Annotated in this window: 19 protein-coding genes; 13 read left to right on the top strand and 6 right to left on the bottom strand. The window is 35.3% G+C overall.

Features of this window, described 5'->3' with window-relative positions; translation table 11 throughout:
* Nucleotides 1–233: 233 nt before the first annotated feature.
* Nucleotides 234–1,661 carry an arginine-ornithine antiporter gene (gene arcD, locus BM211_RS06015; protein WP_090995774.1) on the top strand — a complete coding sequence of 476 codons (1,428 nt, stop codon included), beginning with the start codon at nucleotides 234–236 and terminating at the stop codon, nucleotides 1,659–1,661.
* 499 nt (nucleotides 1,662–2,160) lie between these two features.
* Here arcD and BM211_RS06020 read toward each other — a convergent pair whose 3' ends face one another.
* Together BM211_RS06020 and BM211_RS26365 are read right to left on the bottom strand one after the other, a co-directional pair.
* Complete coding sequence (locus BM211_RS06020; RefSeq protein WP_141771595.1) at nucleotides 2,161–2,568, bottom strand: nitrous oxide-stimulated promoter family protein; 408 nt, start codon at nucleotides 2,566–2,568, stop codon at nucleotides 2,161–2,163.
* Between the two features lie 254 nt (nucleotides 2,569–2,822).
* A complete protein-coding gene (locus tag BM211_RS26365) occupies nucleotides 2,823–2,996 on the bottom strand; it encodes a hypothetical protein (protein WP_156107894.1) in 174 nt (57 codons plus the stop codon).
* A 340-nt stretch (nucleotides 2,997–3,336) separates the two neighbouring features.
* On the opposite strand from BM211_RS26365, the gene BM211_RS06025 reads away from it, so the two are divergent.
* The 5 genes from BM211_RS06025 to hcp all read left to right on the top strand — a co-directional run bounded on the left by BM211_RS06025 (nucleotide 3,337) and on the right by hcp (nucleotide 9,806).
* A complete protein-coding gene (locus BM211_RS06025) occupies nucleotides 3,337–3,597 on the top strand; it encodes a hypothetical protein (protein ID WP_035430359.1) in 261 nt (86 codons plus the stop codon).
* Between the two features lie 332 nt (nucleotides 3,598–3,929).
* Nucleotides 3,930–5,744, top strand: coding sequence for a hypothetical protein (locus BM211_RS06030; RefSeq protein ID WP_035430352.1), 1,815 nt, complete (start codon nucleotides 3,930–3,932; stop codon nucleotides 5,742–5,744).
* Complete coding sequence (locus tag BM211_RS06035; protein WP_035430350.1) at nucleotides 5,734–7,584, top strand: hypothetical protein; 1,851 nt, start codon at nucleotides 5,734–5,736, stop codon at nucleotides 7,582–7,584. The genes BM211_RS06030 and BM211_RS06035 overlap by 11 nt, the downstream gene beginning before the upstream one ends.
* Nucleotides 7,585–7,816: 232 nt before the next feature.
* Complete coding sequence (locus BM211_RS06040) at nucleotides 7,817–8,413, top strand: hypothetical protein (protein ID WP_035430348.1); 597 nt, start codon at nucleotides 7,817–7,819, stop codon at nucleotides 8,411–8,413.
* Between the two features lie 106 nt (nucleotides 8,414–8,519).
* On the top strand, nucleotides 8,520–9,806 hold the full coding sequence (hcp, locus tag BM211_RS06045; protein ID WP_035430346.1) for a hydroxylamine reductase: 1,287 nt from the start codon (nucleotides 8,520–8,522) through the stop codon (nucleotides 9,804–9,806).
* A gap of 46 nt (nucleotides 9,807–9,852) precedes the next feature.
* Here hcp and BM211_RS06050 read toward each other — a convergent pair whose 3' ends face one another.
* Nucleotides 9,853–10,344, bottom strand: coding sequence for a chromosome segregation protein (locus BM211_RS06050; protein WP_035430344.1), 492 nt, complete (start codon nucleotides 10,342–10,344; stop codon nucleotides 9,853–9,855).
* Nucleotides 10,345–10,903: 559 nt separating this feature from the next.
* On the opposite strand from BM211_RS06050, the gene BM211_RS06055 reads away from it, so the two are divergent.
* A complete protein-coding gene (locus tag BM211_RS06055) occupies nucleotides 10,904–12,262 on the top strand; it encodes a hemolysin family protein (protein ID WP_231559665.1) in 1,359 nt (452 codons plus the stop codon).
* A 224-nt stretch (nucleotides 12,263–12,486) separates the two neighbouring features.
* Here the strand turns inward: BM211_RS06055 and BM211_RS06065 are convergent, their stop codons facing one another.
* Complete coding sequence (locus BM211_RS06065) at nucleotides 12,487–12,879, bottom strand: YueI family protein (RefSeq protein WP_090995780.1); 393 nt, start codon at nucleotides 12,877–12,879, stop codon at nucleotides 12,487–12,489.
* Between the two features lie 181 nt (nucleotides 12,880–13,060).
* Here BM211_RS06065 and BM211_RS06070 point away from each other — a divergent pair, with 181 nt between their 5' ends.
* Nucleotides 13,061–14,197 (top strand): BA2291 family sporulation histidine kinase, encoded by a 1,137-nt coding sequence (locus BM211_RS06070; RefSeq protein ID WP_090995781.1) that lies wholly within the window; start codon nucleotides 13,061–13,063, stop codon nucleotides 14,195–14,197.
* Nucleotides 14,198–14,450: 253 nt separating this feature from the next.
* Here the strand turns inward: BM211_RS06070 and BM211_RS06075 are convergent, their stop codons facing one another.
* Together BM211_RS06075 and BM211_RS06080 are read right to left on the bottom strand one after the other, a co-directional pair.
* Nucleotides 14,451–15,683: an aminopeptidase gene (locus tag BM211_RS06075; RefSeq protein WP_035430336.1), complete on the bottom strand. Its 1,233-nt coding sequence runs from the start codon at nucleotides 15,681–15,683 to the stop codon at nucleotides 14,451–14,453.
* Between the two features lie 97 nt (nucleotides 15,684–15,780).
* Nucleotides 15,781–16,545 carry a DUF4397 domain-containing protein gene (locus BM211_RS06080; protein WP_090995784.1) on the bottom strand — a complete coding sequence of 255 codons (765 nt, stop codon included), beginning with the start codon at nucleotides 16,543–16,545 and terminating at the stop codon, nucleotides 15,781–15,783.
* Nucleotides 16,546–16,748: 203 nt separating this feature from the next.
* On the opposite strand from BM211_RS06080, the gene yjcZ reads away from it, so the two are divergent.
* The 5 genes from yjcZ to BM211_RS06105 all read left to right on the top strand — a co-directional run bounded on the left by yjcZ (nucleotide 16,749) and on the right by BM211_RS06105 (nucleotide 21,808).
* Nucleotides 16,749–16,892 (top strand): sporulation protein YjcZ, encoded by a 144-nt coding sequence (gene yjcZ, locus BM211_RS26670; RefSeq protein ID WP_035430331.1) that lies wholly within the window; start codon nucleotides 16,749–16,751, stop codon nucleotides 16,890–16,892.
* 367 nt (nucleotides 16,893–17,259) lie between these two features.
* Nucleotides 17,260–18,732 (top strand): NAD(P)/FAD-dependent oxidoreductase, encoded by a 1,473-nt coding sequence (locus BM211_RS06090; RefSeq protein ID WP_090995787.1) that lies wholly within the window; start codon nucleotides 17,260–17,262, stop codon nucleotides 18,730–18,732.
* Nucleotides 18,733–19,155: 423 nt separating this feature from the next.
* Nucleotides 19,156–20,466 (top strand): aspartate aminotransferase family protein, encoded by a 1,311-nt coding sequence (locus BM211_RS06095; RefSeq protein ID WP_035430328.1) that lies wholly within the window; start codon nucleotides 19,156–19,158, stop codon nucleotides 20,464–20,466.
* Nucleotides 20,463–21,161: a CoA transferase subunit A gene (locus tag BM211_RS06100; protein WP_090995788.1), complete on the top strand. Its 699-nt coding sequence runs from the start codon at nucleotides 20,463–20,465 to the stop codon at nucleotides 21,159–21,161. Before BM211_RS06095 ends, BM211_RS06100 begins: the two co-directional genes overlap by 4 nt.
* Complete coding sequence (locus BM211_RS06105) at nucleotides 21,146–21,808, top strand: CoA transferase subunit B (RefSeq protein ID WP_035430324.1); 663 nt, start codon at nucleotides 21,146–21,148, stop codon at nucleotides 21,806–21,808. The genes BM211_RS06100 and BM211_RS06105 overlap by 16 nt, the downstream gene beginning before the upstream one ends.
* The last annotated feature ends 11 nt before the right edge of the window (nucleotides 21,809–21,819 follow it).

Genomic DNA, 21,819 nt, shown 5'->3' on the forward strand with positions numbered 1-21,819 from the left:
TAATTTACAAATGCATAAAAAAAGGTCGTTTATATAAAAATAAACGACCTTTTTTATGCATACTTATACTTTTTTTCGAAAAAGTATTCCATTTTTGCTCGTTTTCTTTTAGAATAAGTAATGTTTTTCTGAAAGAATATAAAGTGAAACAGTTCGTTATTTTCGAGGTACGTATTTTATATAAATAACTCATATTATGGATGCCTGATAGAACGGAATGAGCACAACAAGAAATTACAGATGGGGTGATACCAATAGAAAAGAAATTAGGATTTTTTCCATTAATCGCACTTGTAGTAGGAACAATGGTTGGAGGCGGTGTATTTAGTTTACCGCACGATTTAGCAGCAGGAGCAAACAGCGGTGCGACCTTAATTGGTTGGTGTATTACAGGACTAGGAATGATTCCGCTTACTCTCGTATATCAATCGTTGGCATATCGAAAGCCTGAACTTGAGGGTGGTATTTATAGCTACGCACGCGCTGGATTTGGGGAATATATTGGATTTAACAGTGCATGGGGATATTGGATTGCTGGAATATTAGGCAACGTTGCAACAATTATGATGCTATTTAACTCATTAGCATATTTTTTCCCGATTTTTAAAGGTGGTAATAATGTTCCATCTATTGTCGGTGCATCACTTTTATTGTGGACACTTCATTTTCTTATATTAGTTGGAATTCGTGAAGCTTCGATTATGAATTTTATTGCGACAATTGGTAAGCTTGTCCCAATTGTATTATTTATTGTGATTATGGTTATTGCATTTCGCTGGGATACATTTACGCATGATTTTTGGGGAAAAGGTACGGTCTCATTATCTTCTGTATTTGGACAAGTGAAGAACACGATGCTCGTTACGCTTTGGGTATTTATTGGGGTAGAAGGAGCCGTCGTTTTATCAGGACGAGCAAAACATAGCCGTGATGTCGGAAAAGCAACTGTATTCGGTTTACTGCTAGTAATGAGCATTTATATTTTAATTTCTGTTTTATCACTAGGGGTAATGTCACGAGAGGAATTAGCGGCACTTGAAACACCATCAATGGGACATGTATTAGAACATGTCGTTGGTTCATGGGGAGCATATGTGATTAACTTAGGATTAATTGCTTCGCTTATTGGTACATTAATTGGTTGGTTTTTACTTGTTTCGGAAATTTCTCACGTTGCTGGAAAAGACGGCGTATTTCCGAAGGTATTTACGAAAACAAACAAAAAAGATACACCGCATATGGCATTATGGATTTCAAACTGTGTTGCCCAAACATTATTTATTATTGTGTTATTTTCAGCATCCACATATCAGATCATGTATTTTATTGCATCAACATCAATCTTACTCCCATATGTATTTTCAGCACTATATCAGTTGAAATTAGTGATTACAAAAGCATATGAAGGAAACAGATGGAAAGATGGGATACTTGCTTCTATGGCATCTTTATATGGGATTTGGCTTGTATATGCAGCAGGATTAAAAAATTTATTACTTGTTTCTTTAGTATATGGCATCGGACTTATCGTATATGTTGCTGCAAGAAAAGAACAAGGAAATCGCTGTTTTACTCGCGCTGAACGGTATGTGATGATAATCATTTTACTTGCAGCAGTAGTTTCTATTTATATGCTCGTTGCTGGCAAGATTGGAATGTAAAAATATCAATATACAAAAAGGGTAGGGCCAGCAAAGCTGTCACCACCCGTAAAAAGGAAGTGTTAAGATTACAACAAGTTGTTTAAGTTTAATACTTCCAACACACATACCCCCGTCCTGGTTTGGATGGGGGTAAAATATCCTTAAAAAGGATGTCTTAGCAATACAGTCATTTAAAATTATTAATTTTTTCAATAAGGGGTCTTAACGCATGCCCATTAAACGTTTACTTTTATCCTTCATGATAATGCCTTTCTTCTTTTCGCGTATCGCTTGGTTTTTCAGACGTGTTTGCGTTTGATCATCGGTTAAACGATATTTAATGCTTGTTACGGGATTTTTTTTGGTAATGAGTTTCGGAACTGGTTTTTGACCATCTTTCTGTTAGTTTCGTTAGAACTCAATAAAGTTCCTTAAACGGCCGTTTTTGGCTCATTTTGTTAAATCCTTGTTATATGTAAACGACAAATAGACCTAAAGAAATAATAAAATTGATTTTTTAGCTCTTTTTTCTTTTCGGTAAGTCAGGAGCCTTCTTCATTGTGTCAATAACATGCATGACCGCGAAATATGGATGTTTTAAAATCATTTTCGGTCCGCTCTTCTTCATAACATCCTTAACGAAATTTTTCATATCTGGTTTATAACAATGAATTTTACAATTTTGACATGCTGGCTTCTTCTCTTGAAATGGACATTTTGATAAACGAAAATAAGCATACTCTTTTAACTTCTGACATTCTTCACATATAGTATCTTGTTCATGTTCGTTTTTACAATACATATCAATCATAATGCTAATTGTTTTCTCTTCACGTTCAATTCGATTCATGGCTAGTGCCTCCCGTTCCAAAGTCTCTCTGCTTTGATTGTAAGATTTTTTTAGAGGGTTTACATGAATTTTCATTGACAATTTTTCTAATATTTATCTCTTTCCTACGAATTATTAATGGAGAATGGCCCTACCAATCATAACCAACAATAAAAACGAGCATAATGCACAAAATTTTTGTTTTGGGGAATTTTAAAATCTTAAGTTGATGGGCATAGGGTCTTAACGATAAAACGCGGATATTATACGCTAAGATATTTTAGAAATCAGGTTTTTTTATCTTATATATTGTTTGTTTTCAAAAAAAATTTCATTCTTTTCATGAATAACTAAAACAACTGAACCAATGATGTTGTATGAATTGTTATCGTAATCGTCGCTAATTGAAATCCAGTAGAATCACTAAAAACATTTATTATAAGATCTGTATCAAAAATGCCACATATACTATCAACAACAAATTGAGATAAAGGACAACATCCATTACTCGCAGAATTACACATATATATATAACTCTTCTTCTTTATAAAGTTATAGTATATAAAATGACAAATAAGGAAAAGTGTTTGTACAAATAATCTATTTGATTTATTTTATAAGCTATAACTTTTATAGTACTTATGAAATTATGGTTTCGTAGGAGACAAGTAAGATTTTTGAGCAAACAACACTTAAAAATTTCCATCTTTATAATAAAAAAATTGGATCATTGATTCCCATCTTAAGGCTAACGCCTTTTTAGTGGGTGAATAAGGTTTCTTACGTGTTAATTTTAAAAATTGGCAGGAATTTTTAAGGATAAACAGAATATATAGTTTTAATAATGTGTAGGAGGGGATTGTTATGGAAGAAAAGGAAAAATTGATGCGGATTGTAGAGTTAGCTAAAGATATTCAGAAATTATTAGTGCAAGAAGCGTTCTTTAATCGACATCCCGAACTGCGCGGAGCGGTAGAAAATTTAGCTTGTTCTGTAGAAGTTTTAGCCAATATGCATGTACATGAAGATATGAATGCAGAAGATACATTACGTTATGTTTTAGCGAAAATGAAGATTGCTCACAATGCAATTTCACAAGAAAAAGAAGGCTTACATTTGAACTGACAATTAGTGTCAGTTTTTTTTATTTCTAGTTTGCTCTTATTATTCATACAATGATAAAGTGAAACTTTAATCAGTGGGGGGTTACGGGTAGTTTATCTCCTACCTAACTTCTTAAGAAAAGCGGAAGCAGCTTGCTCAGAATCGCAGGACGCCCACGCATAAGGCAGAGTGGTGCTTTTTGCCTCGTCCGAGGGGGCGAAATGACCGGAGATTCTAAGCCGCTAGAGCTGGACAACAAAGAAATGTGGAAGTGGCTCGTCCAGAATGTGAGGTGGGAGCATTACTGCCCGCGACTAACGGGATAAAAGCATTGAAAAAAGAAGGTGAGCGAGATGAAACTTGAGAAAGCTCTTCACCCAAGCTTTGTAAAGAGATTACAGCATATGCGTTTTATTGGGAAATTTGTAGAAGAGAAAAAGAAGAAGAAAGGGTCATTTTTTGTCGTTTGTCTTTCGCCAATCCCAAACATAATTGAAGCGGCTTTTGGAGAAGATTCACATATATTTGAGGGTTTATATAAAAGTAAACAAAATGAAAAATTCTTTGCCAGTATAAAAGAAGGAAGACGAGAAAAACAATTGTTGCTATTCCAACTTTCTTATATGGAGAACATTTTATATGCAGAATTAATAGCTGCTGAAGAAAGAGAAATTGCAAGCTCCTATAAAATGATTCCTTCTCCTAAACTATCAGTCCCAAAAGCGAGAGAAGTATTTGAAAGAAAACTTGGGAAAGGATATGTTTCATTTCTAGTGCCCAAATTCCCGCATGATTTTGGTACGCCAGAGTTGCTATGGCATGAAGGGCGGATATATGGAAATGTATCTTTAAAACCTTCTATTAGTACCATTACATATCGAGAACTGAGGCGTGATGTTCGTTACCTCGATATGGATGATTGGATGCAGTATGTCGATATGAATGTAGAGAATAGTTTGTTTTTTGTTCGAGCAGAAGTATATGAACAATTAGAAAAACAAATAAAAGAGAATGGAAAACAAATTGAAATCAGCGATACACGTAAACAAGAAAAGAGAAATGAATGGAATGAACGTGAGTATTCTTTTATACAATACGTAAAGAAAATTATCACAGAAAAAGAATTATATATTGATGAAATCGATATTTACAATTTTCATATTTGTGTAAAGACAAATTTATTAACAATAGTAGGTGGTATGCCTGGAATCGGAAAATCACAGTTTGTGCAAGCCTATGCAGAAGCGCTCGGATTAACGTTTGGGAAAGATTTCATTTGGATTCCTGTGTCACCATCGTATCAAGAACCGCATGACGTATTAGGTTATCTTCATTCAAATGGAACGTATATGGAAAGTGAAACTAAACTTGTTCGAACACTGTTAGATGCCGCTAAAAATCCAAATCAATTATATATGATTGTATTTGATGAAATGAACTTGTCATATATTGAACATTGGTTTACTCCTTTTCTATCACTCTTGCAGCTAAATCGGAAAAATCGTATTTTAACTTTATATGCAGCTAGTAATGAAAAAGAACAGGATGTACCACCGCAAATAGAAATTGGTGATAATGTCATATTTATTGGTACAGTTAATTTTGATGAAACAACAAAGGAGCTATCTGACCGTTTATTAGACCGTGTAAATGTCGTATTCCTTCAAAAAATCCCATTTTGTGAGATGAGTATAGTGGAGAGAAAGATGATAAATATTCCGTGTGCATTATCTGTTTCAGCATTAGAATTTCGAATGAATTGGGTTCACCACAAGGTAATGCTTGACGTGTTTACAGATGAAGAGTTGGAGTTATTAGATAAAGTGCATCAACTGTTATTTCTTCACGATGCTTCAAAAGGAATTTCTTTTCGCGTTGCATCGGCAATTGCATCTTATTTACAAAATATTCCGTATGATGAAGGAGAATCTTTGTTAATAAGTCGTGAAGAAGCATTTGATTTACAAATAAAACAACGTATTTTAACGAAGTTACGTGGCACAGAAGCGACAATAGGGGCATTGCTTCGTGAAGAGGGGAAAAAAGAGATGTCTCTTGTACAATTATTACAGTCATCACTTGCAAATCGTGTTTCAACCTTTGAACACTCACTGCTGTATATGAAACAAAAACAGCGAGAGTTGGAGCTGTACGGATATGTTAAATGAAAGTCCGTATGAGACAGAGATTATAGAGACAGGGGAGAGGCTTCCTTTCGTATTGAAAGTGATAGTAGGAGCAGGAGAGAAGGGGGAACATATTGTTTTAAATAAACTTTGTGTTTCACCAGTTACAATTTCTTCATGTGTGTACAAAGTACAAGAATTAAAACCGCTTCGGTTACATATACAATCACAATATCCTATTAAAGTTACGTTTATTTGGAATAAAGTATATGAAGGCCAAAAGCACCATATGGAATGGAAATATGAACTGCATGAAAAACAGCGTACCGTTTTACTGTATGAGCACGGAAAAACGGATTATACATATCCATGGCGCTGCGGTATATATCACTTTGAAGTGCAGATTGGAGAAGAGCTGTTTTACGGAGCATTTCAAATCGTTCCGAAAAATTTTTTTGACGATCAACTAGAGTTAATTCAGCAATATGTAAAGTCTATACTAGGTGGAGTCATTTTAGATCGGGGATATTATAAAAAGACATTTGTTACGTTTGCAGAGATTGAAGATTATTCATATATGCGTATGCTACGTGTGTTGCCGCAAAAAATGAAAAAAGTAAAGCAGTTATATTATGAAGTGCAGCATAAGAAATTTTTTGAACAAGAATATATATGGGAAATAAAAGAGAGAAAGCCCACAAGAAAGAGCATCATTTCACATGAGAAAAAGCCGTATGCAAAAAGATTTAATCGCCGATTTACAGAGCAAAAGCACTGTAATGAAAATGGCTATGTAAAATATAAAACGAAGTTGTTTTATAATAAGCTATTAGAAATTGATTTGTTTTTACGTGAAACGATTCAGAAATTAGAGAGGGCACAGCAAACGCGAAGAGAAGAGAAAAAAGCAGTGCATACCATTATGCAAATGATTGAGCGAAATGGCTCTGTAACTGAGCGAGACAAACAAAAATATAGTAATATTCATTTGTTAAAAGACACTGATTTGCGCAAAATTGCGATGAAAATTCAAGAATATAAAGTGCTATATTCCATTTTGCAAAGTATACTTACGTATTTTTCACATCTTTTATACACACCATTTTGGAGAGGTGTTCGGGAAGAAGCTACGCTTACAACACATACACTCCCCCCTGTTTATCATCAGTTATTACGTCAGCTTGAATTTTTACCGCAGCACAATGAAATAGAACCATCATTTTTATTTGTTTATAAGCCGACATTTTTAATTTATGAGTACTATGCATATTTTACTGTTGTGGCAATTTTACAGGAGATTGGCTTTAACGATGTTCCGTCAATTGCAGAACAAATTCAATCGTATTTCTATTTAGACGGTTTACAAGATGGTACAATAATCGTGTTAGAAAACGAAGAGTTGCAGCTGCATGTGGCATTCAATGATTTAATTGAAACCCATCCACTTATTGCACTTAGTAAACAGAGCCATTTTTATAATGGAGAAGATACAAAAAAACCGGATATTCGTATCGATTGTTATAAGCGAGGGGAAACTGCTTATGAATATCAATCATCAATTATTATTGAAGTAAAATATAGTCCGATGTATAACATTTTTCAGCCAGTTGGAAATACGAAAGCAACCGAGCAGATGTACAAATATTGGTCAATTAAATACGTAGAAGAGCAGGATGGAAAACGATTATTTCACCGCCGTGCAATTTATGAAGTTATATGTGTATATCCAGGCAGTCATTTGCATGCCAAAAAAATTGAAGCAGGTTGCGGTGTATTTTTACAATTGTATCCGTATAAAACAAAAAAAGGAGAAGAGAGGCTAGCGGGGAAGAAAGAATTAGTGAACATTTTTCAGAGATGGCTGGCGGGGATAAGGGAATAATGTTACACTTTATCCCCTGATTGGTCAGTTTTTCTTTTGAAATTTGAGATGTGTAGGGCCTTCTCAAGATGTAACATGTTTTTCAGGGGATTTTTGTATAAATTTAAAAATAATTTAGGAACCATTATTTTTAAATGAAAAATATTTTTTCTTGCATAGCAAGTTACCTTTTTATATGATAGATTGTGAAAGCGCTAACAAAAGTAAATAGCGATGGGAAAGGCGGGGAAGTATGTTCCAACGTGTTCAAACAAAGGAAGAACATTTTTGGTTCGAACAATTATGGGGAGATTTTTGTGAAGAACGAAACTTAATGTTTGTAGAACGAAATTTAACACCTTCAAGATTTTTATTGATAGAGGACAATCATTATATCGGAACCATTGAATGCATAAATTATACAACACCTGAACAATCGAATTCCGAGTTTTTTTATCCGTTTTCTGAAAATGAATATATAAAAGGGTTAAAAAACTTGTACGAAGTTGGAAAGTTAAGTATTGCAAAAACATCTCGCGGTCGTGGGCAATTTAAACAACTTGCGACGATTTTATTTATACATGCATTAGAAGTTAAAGCAGAGTGGTATATTGCGGTTGTAACAAAGCGTATGTATATGTACTTACGTTCATTAGGGTTTCCAATAGAACCAATTGATGATGCATTTCCTGTTAATGATGAGATACAAGGTGTACCAGTTTGTATTCATGTTTTGAAAGGATTAACACATATGTACTCCTTGAAAGAATTTCGTGACGTGATTCAAGGAAATGAACATGCACAAGCACTAATTAAAGAAAACAGTAAAAAAATTATGTTAACAAGGTAATTATTGTCACATAATTGCATTATTCCATGTGATTCTCATCACATCTTTCGATAGTGATTTGTATTACGCTTACACTATAAAGATTGCTAGAGAGGGGATGGGAATGATGTTTTGTCATCAATGTGAACAAACGTCTACCGGAGGATGTAAAATTATCGGAGTTTGTGGAAAAGATGAAACCATTGCAAGTTTACAAGATATTATCGTCTTTGCATTAAAAGGAATTGCTGCATATCGTACCCACGCAGCGCAGCTTGGGTACACAGACCCATTTGTAGATGCAGTAGTAAATGAAGCATTATATATGACGTTAACAAATTCAAACTTTAATGAACAAGAACATTTAGATATGGCAATGAAAGTTGGGAAAGCTGCAATTCATGTGATGGAATTACTTGATAAGGCACATATTGATCATTTCGGAGTGCCAGAACCAGTACAAATTACACAAAATCGCGCCTATGGAAAAGCGATTGTTGTTACAGGACATAATTTGTTCGCGTTAGAAGAGTTATTAAAGCAAACAGAAGGAACAGGTATCAATATTTATACACATTCTGAAATGCTGCCAGCACATGGCTATCCGCAGTTGAAAAAATATACGCATTTAAAGGGGAATATCGGAAAGGCTTGGTATGATCAGCGTCGTTTATTTGAAAAATTTTCAGGAGCTATATTAGCAACGACAAATTGTGTCATGCCAATTAAAGGAACATATGCAAACCGTTTCTTTTCCTATGATGTTGCAGGATTAGAAGGAGTACGTAGGATTGAAAATAATGATTTTACATCGCTTATTGAAACGGCGTTGGAGCTTCCAGATGTCCAAATGGAGTCAGAAGAACAGTTAACAACGGGATTTCACCATGAAACTGTATTATCCCTTGCACCAGAAATAATTGATGCGGTGAAAGCTGGTAAAATTCAACGTTTCTTCGTCATTGCTGGCTGTGATGCACCTGGCAAAGGCGGAGAATATTACCGGGAATTAGCAACATCCTTACCAGCAGAAACAGTTATTTTAACGACATCTTGCGGGAAATTCCGCTTTAATGACGTAGATTATGGTGTTGTACCAGGAACGAATATACCGCGTTATATTGATCTCGGACAATGTAATAATTCGATTTCAACAGTAAAAATTGCAGCCGCTTTAGCAGAAGCATTTCAATGTGAAGTGAATGAATTGCCAGTTAGCATTGTATTATCTTGGTTTGAGCAAAAGGCTGTAGCCATTTTACTCGGATTATTTAGCCTTGGTATTCAAGATATTCGTATCGGCCCGAAAGCACCGGAGTTTATATCACCAAGTGTACTACAAGTGTTACAGGACGCATTTCGTTTAAAACTCATTACAACGGCAGAAGAAGATATGAAAGTGATGTTATCATAATGAAAAAGGTGATGTTCAATGAACGTCACCTTTTTCATTACGTGTATTAAAATCCAAAAATACTTAAAAGCATTTTCCGACGTTTTGGTTTTTCTTCTTGTTTTGACGCTGCGACTTCCTGTGTAATATAGATAGATTCTTTTTGTTTAAGTGCTGCTTCTAATTGGTTAATTTTTGCATACATTTCTTCCATTTCATTTCGGTGTTGTAACAACTGATAACTTACGACATCATCTGCTTTATTGTGTAATTTTTCTTCTAGCCGATCTAATCGTAAGGATAGATGTTTTAATTCTTTTATAAACTGTTCCATTTCATTTGACGGTGCTGCTTCAGCAGCATGATAGGAAGATGGTTCATGATTTTGACTTGGTGCAGATCGCTGGAAATCAAGCATTTGTTGTAAATCTTTTTCGAAAAAAACATAGTGGCCAAATTTATTCTTTTTTAACTCTAATCCCATTTGCTGTGCAAGGCGGATAACAGCTTTTGGACTAATCCCTAACGTTTTGGCAATCATCGGCGTTTTATACTCCACAATAACCCCTCCTATATTTCATTAATTAGAAGGTTTCGTGATAACTTGTTTGTTCCCTGCATAGCTGACAAAAGAAGCGAGGAATCGGCAAAGAAAGTGCTTTTTGACAAAAATAAATTTTTTTAGGATAGAAACATCTCGAAAATGAAAAAAATGTCTATATATATCTAGTTTGATTTTTCGACATATAAGTCACTTCTATGCAAAATACAATATGACCGCTACTTGCTTTTTTTTGTTTTAAACCTTACCAGGCATAGAATAAGAACCTGGCCGCTTCTATGCCTGACAAGCTGCTCTCGCCATCCCGGAAAGAAAGAGTGTTTTTTTTATGTCGATTTTTTAATTTGTATGTATATAATTTCAGTTGTTTCTCTTATTTGACGGAGAGTATAAGTTTCGTTATCATAAACGTAAATATCCTTATCATGTATGCATATAATGTATAAAAGGGAATTACTAGTGTAGAAACTTGTAAGATTGTTAGAGTAGTCTTTTCTTTAGAATAAAACAATTAGGAGGTGGCTTCCTTACTTACAAAGTGAGTAAGGAAACGTATTTGGACATATTTAGTATAAGTATGGTGATTGTTTTAATTGCCTTAACTGCTTTCTTTGTTGCAGCTGAATTTGCAATTGTCAAGGTTAGGAGCTCACGTATCGATTATTTAATTGGAGAAGGAAATAAACGTGCAATTGCAGCGAAAACAGTCATTACAAACTTAGACGAGTATTTATCAGCATGTCAGTTAGGGATTACAGTGACAGCACTCGGCCTTGGTTGGCTAGGAGAACCGACAGTGAAACGTATGCTGGAACCGATTTTTACAAAATTGGAAGTGCCTCCCTCGGCGACATCTATATTATCTGTTTTTCTAGCTTTTATGTTCATTACCTTTCTTCATGTTGTTGTAGGCGAACTAGCTCCGAAAACATTGGCGATTCAGAAGGCAGAAGGAATTAGCTTATCAGTTGCAAGACCGCTTATCTTCTTCTATCGACTTGCGTATCCTTTTATTTGGACATTGAATGGTTCAGCGCGTATAGTTACAAGAATGTTTGGTATAATGCCAATGCAAAAGCATGAAGCAGCACATTCAGAAGAAGAGTTACGTATGCTTGTATCAGAAAGTTATAAAAATGGTGAAATTAATCAATCAGAATATAAATATGTGAATAAAATTTTTGAATTTGACGATCGAATAGCGAAAGAAATAATGGTTCCACGAACAGAAATGGTCATTTTAGAGAAAGAGCAATCTGTTATGGAAGCAATGAAAATGATGTCAAATGAGAAATATACGAGATATCCTGTCATTGACGGTGACAAAGATCATGTTATTGGCTTTGTAAACTTTAAAGATATTTTCAAAGATTTTGTGAAACATAATGGCACAAATAATAAAGAAACTGTTGCGCAGTATGCTCGTCCAATTATTCAAATTATTGAATCCATCGCTATTCATGATTTATTTGTGAAAATGCAACGGGAACGCACGCATATGGCAATTTTAGTGGATGAGTACGGCGGGACATCGGGAATTGTAACAGTTGAAGATATATTAGAAGAAATTGTTGGCGACATACAGGATGAATTTGATACAGATGAAAAGCCAGAAATTCAGCGCATTAGCGAAACAAGATTAATTTTAGAAGGAAAGGTACTTGTTAGTGAAGTGAATGTATTGTTAGGACTTGCGATCGACGATGAAGATGTTGATACAATTGGAGGCTGGATTTTAACAGAACATCTTGAAATTGAACAAGGTGATAGTATCGATATTGAAAATTATAAGTTTCGTATTGTTGAATTAGATGGATATTACATTAAACAAATTGAAGTGACAAAGCAACTTACAGTTCAGTCTGCAGAGGTAGTAGAACAGCCCGTTTCATTTCAAGAACAAGTCAGTTCATAACCTTTACCTTTAAGGTGAGGTTTTTTATTTATCCCGCTATTCGTGGGCAGTAAGACCCCCACCTCAAGATTCAGAGAGAAGCAAAGAAGATAGGTGGGGGATAACTGCCCGTAAAAGCCCGATTGGTTCAACTAACCGTCAGTGGGGGATGAAGAAAACCCCCACTGACGGAAGTTTCACTTTATCGTACAAAATACGCCCGTTTAGAGGCCGGGCGTATTTTGTCAGTTCATTTCTTGCTTGTATATTTCATCTTCTACATAAATCTGTTCTTTTTCAATTGCTGTATTATGTGCGAGAACAAGTCCAATTGGTGTATTTGCATCTTTATTTTGTACAATTGTAAAAGGCACTTGTTTTTCATTTGCTAATGTAATGTATTTAGATAAATGTGGATAAGTGATGTTACCGTTCACATACAATGTTAATCCTTTAGAAGAACTAATACGATCTTTAATCTCTGGATATACGCTTTTTTGCATCACTTGTCCGATCGTTAATGCTATTTCTACACGTTCACGCAATGTGCTTAAAAACATGTTACGCTCTTCAGGTTTGTTTTGTTTTTGGCCGTGAATGCCTTCTTGAAGATAGTCTTCCACATTTTTATTTATCATTTTTTTCACACCTTTCCTGTTTATATTGTATGAAAAAAATGAAAAGGATGCAAAAAAAATAATTTCACATACTATATTGAAAAATTTTATCAACATGAAATAACAAAATGTGACAATAGTGTCTTAACGAAAAATGTTTTTTGTGTTAATATTCAAAATATATATATAGGGTATTTTTCGTATGGAGATGGAGGGAATGGGGGTTTTTCCGATCGAGGATATTAGTAAAATGTTTTGTACGTACTTAAAAATTAATAATCAGCAATTCGTAGAGAAATGGAAAAACAAAATTATTATTTCAGAAAATGATCCTTTTAAACAAGAAATCGTTGAGAACGGAGAAGAAATATTATCATTAATGATTGAGCTTATTATGAGTGAGAAAGATATTGAGCTTATTAGACCATTATGTGAGAAAATTGCCATTGAACGTGCGAAGGCAGACGCAAATATTGGCGATTTTGTCTATAATGCAAATGTAGGGCGGAATGAATTATTTGAAGCGATGTGTGAATTGGATGTGAACGCTCGTGAATTGAAACCAATCATGGGTAAGATACATATTTGTTTTGATCGTTTAATTTATTATACAGTTCTGAAATATTCGGAGATTATTTCGAAAAATTTGGAAGAAAAGCAAAAATTTATTAATGAAACACATAAAGAGAGATTGACAATATTAGGGCAAATGTCAGCGAGTTTCGTTCATGAATTTCGTAATCCATTAACATCTATTATGGGATTTGTAAAATTGTTAAAATCAGATCAACCGAATCTTCCGTATTTAGATATAATTTCACATGAGCTTGATCAATTAAATTTTAGAATTTCTCAATTTTTACTTGTATCAAAAAAAGAAATATGGAATGAAGCAGAAAGATTTTGGCTGAATGACTTATTTCATGATATTATTCATTTCTTATATCCGAGTTTAGTGAATGCAAATGTTTCTATTGAGAAAAATTTGCCGTATCCAATACCATTTACAGGGTATCGAAGCGAAGTTAGACAAGTGTTTTTAAATATTTTAATGAACTCTATTGACGCTCTTGAAGGAATAGATGAAAGCAAGAGAATTGTTATTGAAATTTGTGAAGATGAAGAATTAATACATATTTTTATTAAAAACAACGGACCGATGATTCCAATAGAAAATATAGAAACAATATTTGAACCATTTGTAACTACAAAGAAGTTAGGAACTGGAATTGGTTTATTTGTTTGTAAACAAATTGTGGAGAAACATAAAGGGTACATTACGTGTAAGTCAACAAAAGAGTGGACAGAATTTCATATTTCGTTTGAAAAAGCAATATAACGGCAGAGCGAGCGGTCAGTCTATAAACGTATCGATTATAGACCACATATAACGGTCTTTTTTAAGAGGCGCAGAGCATTTGGCTGTGCATGGCAGCAATTTGTATGTCGAAAAATTAAAATGGATTTATATATTTTTTAATAGGTACTAAAGTGTGGTACATTGTACATTTAAAAACACACCGTTCTCATTTTGAACGGTGTGTTTTTGTTGAAAGAAAAGTTGATATATTTTTATGTTTTGAAACAAAAAATTAAAATGCCCAATTACCATTTCTAAAGATAGGCTCAAATTTTCCATCTAATGTTTCACCATCAATATCGAGGTTGGCAGATCCAACCATAAAATCAACATGTGTAATACTATCGTTTAATCCATTGTTTTGCAGATCTTCTTTACTCATATGAATACCGTCTTTGATACACATAGGGAGTGCACTGCCTAATGCAAGATGACAGGATGCATTTTCATCAAACAATGTGTTGAAAAAGATAACGTTTGTATTAGAGATAGGTGAATCGTACGGAACGAGCGCAACTTCTCCTAAGTGCAAGGCGCCTTCATCTGTTTCTAATAATTTTTTCAAAGTTTCATAACCAGTTTCGGCTGAAAAATCAACAACTTTTCCTTCACGGAAAGTAAGAGAAAAATTATTGATTAATGTACCGCCATAATTTAAGGGCTTTGTACTTCCTACTACACCGTTTACACCAGTTTTTAATGGGACAGTAAATACTTCTTCTGTAGGCATGTTCGGTATAAACGGAGTATGTATTTTATTTTGAAATTGTGCACTTAACCATTTGTGAGTATCCGGAAGTTCTATCGTTAAATCAGTTTTATCAGATTTATAGTGCAGCTTTTTATACTTTTTCTCATTTAAATGATGTGCTTTACTATTTAATAATTGAATATGATTTTGCCATGCCTGTATTGGATTATCATCAGTTACTCTTGTAGTTGTAAAGATAAGCTCCCATAATTTATTGACACCTTCTTCAGCACTAAGTTCAGGAAAGATTTGCGACGCCCATTCGGTGGTTGGAAAAGAGATAATAGACCAACTACATTGACTATTAACTCGGTATTCGGTCAGTTCCTTCATACCAGCTGCACTTGTTTTCATCGCAATTGCAAGTCGTTCTGCATCAATATCTTGAAGAAGAGTAGGGTTAGATGCATCAACATACAAAAAGGCAGCGTTGTTTTTCGCTAATTCAACAAGTCCTTTTGCTTTCCAGTGAGGGAATTCCTTCAAACCTTCTAGTGGTGAATGTAAGTATTTAATTAACGTTAAATCTTCATCCGAGTATTCGACATGGACATTTTTTGCTCCAGATTTATAGGCTTGCTTTGATAGTTCACGAACTAAGCGTGAAGATGTAATAGGGGCATGGATAACGAGAGTTTGTCCTTCTTGAATATTAATCCCAATTTGTATAACTAATTGCGCGTACTTTTTTAAATTTTCTTCAAAATGAGTCATGTTCAACCTCCTGGAAATATATATTTATTTACAATTATAAATAAAATTCAATATTTTTTCTATTCTGTTTTTTTGTTAGTCGCATGTTTATGGAAAACTAATTTGTCAAAAATAAACTCTCCAGTTTTGGGGATTTATTTACATAACCAAGTGTAACAATCGTATAAATTTTATTTGCCTCAATTTTCACCTCAGGTATTGTTAAAATAACGTTTTTTGTTTCTGCAGCACTTATTTCAATATCTGCGACTCCAGGGCTCACTTGTAAATAATCTGTTGCTTGTTTAAATATAACCTTTTCAAACAGGCTTTCCCCATCTTTTAAAGCCACATCTACTTGAGGTGCATCAGGAGATAAATGAACGAATCGTATTTTGGCTTGTCCATATGGAAGAGGTGTATTATCAGTTAAATGTAGAAGTTGCAGTTTATTGGAATTTCCAGCTGCCGCAAAAGTATATGCATGATTTCCCATTACAGGAGCGAGCGTTGAAAAGATGGGGGTTTCTTCGCCAGTAGGTACGATATCAACGCGGTATTGTCCTTGGATAAGTGAAAGATATGGACTATATTGCTTAAATGAAATGTTTTTTACTACTTTTTGTCCATTCATGACAATATCAATAGCAGATAAATCAGGAGAAGCGTGTAGGATTCGAACGTAAGAGGGTAATGATTGCTCACTTGAAAATGGTAGTGATACACGATTCTTCTCATAAGCTTGTACGAATTGTTTCATCACCTCATAGTGTCTTAAGTATACTTCCATATATTTTTGGGGATTTGTATATTTGTAATAACGAGCAAGTTGCTCATACATCGAAGCTTGCTGCGCGTATTTTTCTCCTTCAAATGAATTCATTGATATGCCTCCCTCTTTTCTCATTATTACAACTATATGCATGTACAAGGAGAAGATATGCAAAAAAAGCCTTAAGTGGATGAAATCTCTATCTGAACTGGAGATTTTTTTAATTTCTAGGCAAACACACATACAAAATAATGTTTGTCCTACATATTTTGTAAATGTAAACTATTTTAAATGGATGTAAGGAGTGAAAAATTATGTGGGGCTATGGTGGAGGATATCCAGGCTATGGCAGTGGTTATGGCTGCGGTGGTGCTGGAGGCTGTGGTTTTGGCTTTGCAATCGTGGTCGTGTTGTTTATTTTATTAATTATAATTGGAGCTACTTGCGTACGTTTCTAATTATGCAGAAAGAGCGTCATGGTGAACCGATTAAAAATAAAGTGAAACTTCCATCAGTGGGAGTCTTTTCGCCTCACTGATGAAAAGTTTGCCCAATTGGGTTTATACAGGCAGTTATCCTCCACCTAGCTTTATTGCCTCTTTTAAATGTGAGGTGGGGGTCTTACTCTCCAGTGATGCAGAAATGATTAATCGGTTCTTTCTTGTTTTGGATGCTATTTTTATTTGTTTACATAAAAAAACGTGATTTTTCACGAACATTTAAACATTTTTATTAATAATCGTTCGTTAAATCTGTTGACTTTCCAAATGGGACATGATACCTTTAGTAAGGGTTTTCTTAGGAATGCAATGGGGGAATGAATATATGAATACGAACTATGATGTAATTGTTGTAGGTGCAGGTCCTGCGGGGATTTTTACTTGCTATGAAACAACTGGTAAAATGCCAGATGCAAAGGTGCTATTAATCGATAAAGGACATGATATATATCGACGTAATTGTCCGATTCTTCAAAAGAAAATAACGAAATGTCCGCCTGCTGTTGGAAAGAAAGAGTATGCAGGATGTTTACCAGCATGCTCTATCACAAATGGATTCGGCGGGGCAGGAGCATATTCAGATGGGAAATTTAACATTACAAGTGAATTCGGTGGTTGGATGACAGATTATTTATCGCCATCGACAGTAATGGACTTAATCAAATATGTAGATAAAATTAACTTAGCACACGGCGCAACTACTTCAATTACAGATCCATTAACGGATGAAGTTCGTGATATTGAAAAACGTGCTTATGCAGCGGGGTTAAAACTATTACGTGCGCAAGTTCGTCACTTAGGTACAGAACAAAACTTAGAAATTTTAAAAAGCATTTTCGAATATTTAAAAGAGAAAATTGACATGAAATTTAAAGTGGAAGTGGACGATATCGTAACTGAAAAGGCAGAGAATGAACATACCGTTCGTGGAATTGTTTTAAAAGATGGAACAATATTATCTGCAAAAAAAGTAGTCATTGTACCAGGTCGTGATGGATCTGCTTGGCTTACTAAAATTATGAAAAAACGCCGTTTAAAAATGAACACGAACCAAGTAGACATCGGTGTTCGCGTTGAAACTTCAAATATTGTGATGGAAGAAATAAATAGGCATCTCTATGAAGGAAAATTCGTATTCAACACATCTGTAGGAACGCGAGTACGCACATTCTGTAGTAATCCATCTGGTCACGTCGTTGTTGAAAATCATTCTGGTATTATGACAGCGAATGGTCACGCGTACAAAGATTCTGCGCTAGGTAGTGATAATACGAACTTTGCGCTCTTAGTATCACATCAATTTTCTGAGCCATTCGATCAGCCGAACGAATATGCACATGAAGTTTCACGCTTAGCAAATCGCATTTCAATGGGCGGGGTTACGATACAAAAATATGGAGATATCTTAAAAGGTCGCCGTTCTACACCGAAGCGTATTCAAGAAGGGTTTCTTGAGCCAACATTAAAAGAAGCGGTACCAGGAGACTTAGGTCTTGTATTGCCATACAATACAATGAAGAGCTTAATTGAAATGACTGAGGCATTAAACCATGTCACACCAGGCATTGCCTCTGAACATACATTATTTTACGGTGTAGAAGCGAAATTCTACTCTGCAAGACCAAAACTTAATAAACACTTTGAATCAGAAATTTCCGGTTTATACTTAGGCGGAGACGGTGCTGGCGTAACACGGGGATTAGCACAAGCAAGTGCATGTGGTGTTCATATTGCTCGTAATATCGTAGAATATTTAACTAGCAAGACAGAAAAAAGAGAAGAAGTTGTAGTGGGATAATATACAGTAGGAGAACCTCGTCTTATCATAGGACGAGGTTCTTTTTGTGAAAATTTTGTCTAAATTTGTTTGAAAGTATATGGAATAAAATGAAGAAGTAAGAAGGAAATTTACTAGAGGGTTGTCGAAGTTTACATATTAGCAACATGTTTTCGCTTAAAATGATAGTTTAGAAGAGAGGAGTACGTGGTTTTTAATTGATGTTTTCGTTTGGATAGGGAGGGATGTAGAGAAAACGTTGTTGATTTATAGGTTTTTATTTCTGAAATTTCTTTCTATTTTATTTTTATGCATTTATTTTTATATTCTATAATATTGGCTTTTTAATAGATTCACTGCTTAAGCAGAGAGTTCTTTTTTTTATGAAAGAAGAATTGATTTTCTACATATTTATATATGAGTTGAAGAAACGGGGGGAACGTCATGCGTGATTACTTAATTAAGCCACTTGTTGGTCAACCGTATCCGATGATTTCACACGGGAAAGGTGTTTATTTATATGATCAAAATGGAAATAAATATTTTGATGGTTCGTCAGGAGCGATTACAGCAAGCATTGGTCATGGTGTAACAGAGATTGCAGAGGTTATTAAACAGCAAGCAGAAGAAATTGCTTTTGTATATCGTTCACAGTTTACGAGTGAGCCAGCAGAGAAGCTAGCGAAGAAGCTAAGCGATTTAAATATGGGCGATTTAAATTGGAGCTTTTTCGTGAATAGCGGTACAGAAGCAAATGAAACGGCTATGAAGATTGCGATTCAACATTTTCAAGAGCGCGGTATTCAAGGAAAGAATAAAATTTTGTCACGCTGGATGAGTTATCACGGAATTACGATGGGAGCATTATCATTGTCTGGGCATCCATTGCGTAGACAACGTTTTGTTTCCATTTTGGAAGATTACCCGACATTACCAGCACCGTATTGTTTCCGTTGCCCTGTACAAAAGGTGTACCCAACATGTCAACTTTCGTGTGCGACAGAGTTAGAGCGATCCATTGAACGTATTGGCGCAGAGCATATTGCAGCGTTTATTGCGGAGCCAATTATTGGTGCAGCTGGGGGAGCTGTAGTACCACCGAAAGATTATTATAAGGTGATTAAAGAGATTTGTGAGCATTATGATATTTTATTTATTGCTGATGAAGTTATGACAGGACTAGGCCGCACAGGAGCATGGTTTGCGATGGAGCATTGGGATGTCCAGCCGGATATTATGACGCTCGGAAAAGGATTAGCAGCTGGTTATGCGCCAATTGCTGCCACGATGGTAAGTGATCGTGTGATGGAACCGATTTTACGAGGGTCTCGTTCTGTGATGAGCGGACATACATTGAGTGCAAATCCACTATCTGCGGCGACAGCTTTAGCGGTAATTGAATATACAGAGAAGCACCGTTTACCAGAAGAAACTGCTGAAAAAGGGAAATATTTAATGGCAGGTTTGCAAAAGGTGCAGCAACAATCGACAATCATTGCTGATGTACGCGGGAAAGGATTGTTAATCGGGGTAGAATTGCAACCGTTTACAAAGGCGTCTGAACTTATTTCTGTTGCGGCGAAAAACGGTCTTCTTTTATACCAAGCTGTATCGGGACAAGCGGGTAAGGAAGATAGTGCATTATTAGTTGCACCGCCGCTTACGACTACATATGCAGAGCTTGATGAACTACTTCATATTTTTGCGAAAAGCGTAGAAGAAATGACGCAAAAAGGAGGGCATAGTATCGTATGACAACTATTACAAATACATTTGGAAAGATAAAAACAATACAAGATGTTATGCCATATTTTCATGATGAGATGACGCTTATGTTTGGAGGATTTGGAGGGATTGGTTCTCCTCCCTCTTTAATTCAAGCAATCTTAGATAAAGGAATTCGTGATTTACATTTAATTGGAAATGATACAGGTTTTCCTGATGTAGGCATTGGCCGTCTTGTAACAAATAAGCGTGTAAAATCGTTAATTACATCACATATCGGTTCAAATCCAAATGCAGGACGGCAGTTAAATGAAGGGAGATTACAAATTGAATTCTCTCCTCAAGGCACATTAGCAGAACGAATTCGAGCTGGAGGAGTAGGACTAGGTGGTGTTCTTGTTGATGTTGGGATGGATACAATTGTAGAAGAAGGAAAACGAACGGTTGAAATAAATGGGAAGACATATTTGATTGAAACGGCCCTAACTGCAGAAGTATCTATCGTGTTTGCGAAACAAGCAGACCCGTTTGGAAACCTAGTGTTTGATAAAAGCGCGCGCAATATGAATCCACATGTCGCGATGGCCGGTGATATTACGATCGTCGAGGCTGAAGAAATTGTTCCACTTGGAGAACTCGATCCAGAAGAAATTATCACGCCTGGTGTATTTGTTGATTATATCGTTCCATCGGAAGGAGTGAACTGGAAATGGGCATGGGAGTAGATGTTCGCAACAAAATTGCAAAACGTGCGGCAAAGGAAATTCAAAACGGGATGATTGTGAATTTAGGAATCGGCATCCCATCTCTTATTCCGAATCATTTGCCAGATGATATGCATGTTATGTTTCATGCGGAAAATGGCATTGTAGGTATGGGGCCAACACCGGTAAAAGGCGAAGAGGATGAAAATTTATGTAATGCGGCTGGCTTGCCAACATCAATTATTGCCGGAGCTAGTTATTTTGATAGCAGCACAGCATTTGGAATGATTCGAAAAGGATTACTTGATGTTACCATTCTAGGGTCACTACAAGTAAGTGAAAAAGGTGACTTAGCAAATTGGATTGTACCTGGAAAGCGTGTACCAGGAATAGGTGGTGCCATGGATTTAGCACAAAAGGCAAAACGTGTTGTCGTTGTAATGAGTCATGTCGATAAATACGGAAAATCCAAAATTGTTTCAGAATGTACACTTCCGCTTACGTCAAAACGATGTGTAGACGTCATTATTACAGATATGGCTGTAATGGAAGTAACACCGAAAGGATTAGTATTGCAAGAATTAATGAGTCCGTACACAGTAGAAGATATTAAAAAATGTACAGAAGCTGCTTTTCATGTAAGTCCATCTTTACTAGTGATTGACTGAAAGGAGAGGTA

The organism is Bacillus sp. 491mf (genome assembly GCF_900112415.1).
In the GTDB taxonomy this organism is placed as follows: Bacteria; Bacillota; Bacilli; order Bacillales; family Bacillaceae_G; genus Bacillus_A.

Bases quoted from the DNA above. Each gene is read 5' to 3' on its own strand.
- BM211_RS06020 (WP_141771595.1), bottom strand. From the start codon at position 2,568: ATGAAAATTCATGTAAACCCTCTAAAAAAATCTTACAATCAAAGCAGA.
- BM211_RS26365 (WP_156107894.1), bottom strand. From the start codon at position 2,996: ATGTGTAATTCTGCGAGTAATGGATGTTGTCCTTTATCTCAATTTGTT.
- BM211_RS06025 (WP_035430359.1), top strand. From the start codon at position 3,337: ATGGAAGAAAAGGAAAAATTGATGCGGATTGTAGAGTTAGCTAAAGAT.
- BM211_RS06030 (WP_035430352.1), top strand. From the start codon at position 3,930: ATGAAACTTGAGAAAGCTCTTCACCCAAGCTTTGTAAAGAGATTACAG.
- BM211_RS06035 (WP_035430350.1), top strand. From the start codon at position 5,734: ATGTTAAATGAAAGTCCGTATGAGACAGAGATTATAGAGACAGGGGAG.
- BM211_RS06040 (WP_035430348.1), top strand. From the start codon at position 7,817: ATGTTCCAACGTGTTCAAACAAAGGAAGAACATTTTTGGTTCGAACAA.
- hcp (WP_035430346.1), top strand. From the start codon at position 8,520: ATGTTTTGTCATCAATGTGAACAAACGTCTACCGGAGGATGTAAAATT.
- BM211_RS06065 (WP_090995780.1), bottom strand. From the start codon at position 12,879: ATGATAAATAAAAATGTGGAAGACTATCTTCAAGAAGGCATTCACGGC.
- BM211_RS06070 (WP_090995781.1), top strand. From the start codon at position 13,061: ATGGAGATGGAGGGAATGGGGGTTTTTCCGATCGAGGATATTAGTAAA.
- BM211_RS06075 (WP_035430336.1), bottom strand. From the start codon at position 15,683: ATGACTCATTTTGAAGAAAATTTAAAAAAGTACGCGCAATTAGTTATA.
- BM211_RS06080 (WP_090995784.1), bottom strand. From the start codon at position 16,545: ATGAATTCATTTGAAGGAGAAAAATACGCGCAGCAAGCTTCGATGTAT.
- yjcZ (WP_035430331.1), top strand. From the start codon at position 16,749: ATGTGGGGCTATGGTGGAGGATATCCAGGCTATGGCAGTGGTTATGGC.
- BM211_RS06090 (WP_090995787.1), top strand. From the start codon at position 17,260: ATGAATACGAACTATGATGTAATTGTTGTAGGTGCAGGTCCTGCGGGG.
- BM211_RS06095 (WP_035430328.1), top strand. From the start codon at position 19,156: ATGCGTGATTACTTAATTAAGCCACTTGTTGGTCAACCGTATCCGATG.
- BM211_RS06100 (WP_090995788.1), top strand. From the start codon at position 20,463: ATGACAACTATTACAAATACATTTGGAAAGATAAAAACAATACAAGAT.
- BM211_RS06105 (WP_035430324.1), top strand. From the start codon at position 21,146: ATGGGCATGGGAGTAGATGTTCGCAACAAAATTGCAAAACGTGCGGCA.